Source organism: Lactococcus fujiensis JCM 16395 (genome assembly GCF_002441655.1).
In the GTDB taxonomy this organism is placed as follows: Bacteria; Bacillota; Bacilli; order Lactobacillales; family Streptococcaceae; genus Lactococcus; species Lactococcus fujiensis.
The window spans coordinates 1-2,928 of the sequence record NZ_JXJU01000038.1 but is presented as its reverse complement, the minus strand read 5'-3'; the positions used below and the strand labels follow the sequence as shown (position 1 = coordinate 2,928).

At 39.3% G+C, this 2,928-nt stretch carries 2 protein-coding genes; both read right to left on the bottom strand.

What is annotated here, in order from left to right; translation table 11 throughout:
• Positions 1-342: 342 nt before the first annotated feature.
• A partial coding sequence (locus tag RT41_RS10820) for a C47 family peptidase (protein WP_425435567.1) occupies positions 343-1,652 on the bottom strand: 1,310 nt, incomplete at its 3' end.
• A 979-nt stretch (positions 1,653-2,631) separates the two neighbouring features.
• Positions 2,632-2,928: hypothetical protein (locus tag RT41_RS10535; RefSeq protein WP_180752723.1), on the bottom strand; the 297-nt coding region annotated here is incomplete at its 5' end.

Genomic DNA, 2,928 nt, shown 5'->3' with positions numbered 1-2,928 from the left:
GGTCTACTTTGACCTGATAAGGGATTAAGTGCACTTGGATTAACTGCGCTGGCCATCTTTTGTTCGCCAAGACTAGGATCTACTTGTACTTCTTCTGTCGAAGTTGTCTTTCTCCAATTATACCACGTTCTTGACCATTCATAGTCCGTTCCACCTAAATTAATGGTTGGGGCATTAGAAGAAATATAAAATGTCTTTCCCCACCAAGGATTCCAAACTTCATAATAAGGTGCATGAGTACTAATATCGCCATCTTTTGGAACCACATAGCCAACAATTGTCACGGCATGGCCTAGATTATTTTCTGAGCCTTTTGGTGCATCATTTCCTTGTTCATATAGNAGATTATTTTCTGAGCCTTTTGGTGCCTCATTCCCTTGTTCATATAAGTCCATTTGAATCGGCTGACCATTATCTATTTGTTGCTTGACTTCTTCAAAAGAGAGCTTTCGGTCGAGCACATCAGCTGTAACTTGATACTTGTTTTTTAGTACCGCTAGACTATCCGCAATATTTCCACCACTCATCGCCTTTAATTCTTCTTCGGTTTTTCCTGGGAAGTAAGAAGACATGAGCTCTTTTGCGGTAATCGTCCCGTTTGTTGTCTCACTTGGAACTTTATTCAACGTATTAATGATTGATGCCGCGTCATATTCAGAACACCAGGGCTCTTGACCTTGAGTTTCCCTTACCGTAAAATTAGAGACTGTCTTAAAGTCCGCATTTGATTGAACAGACGTAACAGAAGGTGCTGTCTCTCCTCCCGTGCTAGGAAATACAACTTTGTCATTTATTTCTTTAGCTCTGATGTTATAAAGCGTTACTTCTTCCTGGAAATCATCAACCGGATTTCCATCAAGATCTATCGTTGAAAATTTATCATAATTATAATTCTTTATACGGTCAAAGAATGGTGTCATATCTACATTTTCTTTAGCTGTTGGAATATACCTGGCATAAGGGACCGTATCTTGGTTTGAAAAGGTATAGAGACTGGGAGAATAACCGGCTGAATTATTCATGTAGCCCACCCCAATTAGCCCATAATTCTTCAATGCAGTGGTTTCTTTACTTGCTTTTAGAAGTGTAAAATAGAGTCTACCTGTATCATTTATGGCCATGGCCTTATCTTTAGAGAACCGACCTTGATTCGTATCGAATTCAAAACCAAGGAAGTGATACCAGTCCATTATTTGTTGCGAACTAATCGCAGCGTTTGAACTAACTTTAGCGAACGTTTCCAAGTCAGAAACCGTCTTTTGGTGTTCCCCATCTTCATAAAGATTAATGAGTTTAACCGCAGAATCTTTTGTTTCTTGAGAAGGACTAGGCGCATTTTTTCTTAATTGAATTAAGATTCCCTTTAACATCTTTCCTGATGCCGCAGTCCCTAATGATTCCCCATCCTTAAACCACTTTGTATACCCCGTGCCTTCGACATAGCCTTGATAATAAACAGAATACTGCTGTGCAAGGGCACCTGTAAGGTTAATTTTAATAGCCTCTATTCGTAAACTTAACCCCGTTGTCCCTGATACTGCCCCATTGGAAACTACAGGTTGCCACCCCTTACTTTGAACGTACGTACTGTAACTTATCCCACCTGTAACTCCAACGGGGAGATGGGTGAGATTAGTCTTAAACGACTCCATCCGAAGTGTACCACCAGGAACACCTGCATAACCTGTTGTAACAGCAGGCATCCAGCCTTTATTTTGCATGTATGTACTATAAGATATTGTAGGAGCATCATAAGATTGTGTGGCCTTAATAACGGATGGTTCAGTAAATTCAACAGAGGAATATTGACCTGATGTTGTTTTCTTTGATTGAAAAATACCGCTCGTTCTATTACTATCAATTGTTTGAGCATTGGTCATAGAGGGGTCTTGCTTAATATCCGTAATGGTTTGCGTCCATTGATATTGCTCTGAGCTTTGTGCATTTTGTTCATCGCTCGTCGAGTTCCCAAAACTAAAGGGTTGATTTTCTTGTCCGTCTTGAATCATGGCATCCCCATGGCCAATAGCTTCAATGAAGGATTTATTCAGTTTTGTATCTCCAGCAACGGCAACATCATCATGTGCATAGAGAATCCCTGCATAATTCCCACCTAACCACTCATTCGCATTTGAGCTAGAAAAGATAGGAACAATCGGTGTAGAGGCGTCTAATCTTTCTTTAATTTCGCTTGTTGTAAGAGGACGGTTGATGAGTGTGGCAGTATACCCAACATGGTGTAGCCAAGCAACCGCTTGTTCAGGGGTTATTGTTGCTCCACGAAGTTGTGCATCTGTAGCTCCTGGATAGACATAGCGTTTAACATCCCTAGAACTTCCCATTACTGAAAAGTTCCCATAGTCCCCAACTGAATCTTTCAAAAGGAGCGTTGCGAGTGTTTGGGGGAAAACATCAGAAGGATCATCCACAAAAACATTTGAAAAAGCATTATTAAGCTCTTTGATTTGTTTAATTTCAACAGAGACATCATCATGCGTGACAATATCCTTAGTTACTGTATAAGCTTCTACACTCGGTGCAATCGCAGAGAATAATAGTAAAAACACACCTATGATCATGGCAACTTTGGCCATCAATTTTTTACGAATCATTTTTTCCTTATCCTTATCCTTATTCTTTAAATGTAATCAAATATTTCATTTTGCCATCAGAATTGTCACGAACTAGACTCACACCCTCTAATGCTTGTTTGGCTTCAATCGTTTCTAATTTCTCAATACTGACCTTTTCATACCCTTTACTTCCTTGGATATAATAATCATTTTTTAAGGCTTTCTCGTTAAATTGTTTTAACTGCTTGGAGACTTTAGAAGATGTCTTTTTCTGATTAGGATCTTTCACTTCTGTACTAGCTTTAGCTTTTTCAGTATTTGATCCTTGTTGACTCTCTTTAAGTTTCTTAGATTC